The sequence below is a fragment of the Streptomyces litchfieldiae genome (assembly GCF_031845365.1).
Taxonomy (GTDB): domain Bacteria; phylum Actinomycetota; class Actinomycetes; order Streptomycetales; family Streptomycetaceae; genus Streptomyces; species Streptomyces litchfieldiae.
The window spans coordinates 1-439 of record NZ_JAVREL010000120.1; the positions used below are offsets into that span (position 1 = coordinate 1).

Annotated in this window: 1 protein-coding gene; it reads left to right on the plus strand. The window is 74.9% G+C overall.

Annotated features, from left to right (window positions below; genetic code table 11):
- Positions 1-439 (plus strand): zinc-binding dehydrogenase (locus RM590_RS35665; RefSeq protein ID WP_311708963.1); only part of this gene is annotated, 439 nt, incomplete at both ends.

The following is a 439-nucleotide window of genomic DNA, read 5'->3' on the forward strand; positions in this document are numbered from 1 at the left end:
GTCGAGGCCGTCGCCGACGACGTGACGGGCTTCTCCCCGGGCGGCGAGGTCTTCGGCATGCTCCGCTTCCCCGGCTTCGACGGCGCCGCCTACGCGGAGTACGTCGTCGCGCCCGCGTCGGACCTGGCCCCCAAGCCGGCCGGCATCGACCATGTGCACGCGGCGGGAGCGCCGATGGCGGGGCTCACCGCGTGGCAGTACCTGGTGGAGGTCGGCCACGACCACCCGTCGCCGTTCCAGGCGGCCCGGCACCGGCCGGTCGCCCTCGGTACGGGCACCAGGGTGCTCGTCAACGGCGCGGCGGGCGGCGTGGGGCACTTCGCGGTGCAACTGGCGAAGTGGAAGGGCGCGCACGTCACCGCGGTGGCGACGGGCGGGCACGAGCCGTTCCTGCGCGACCTCGGCGCCGACGAGGTCATCGACTACACGAGGACTCGCC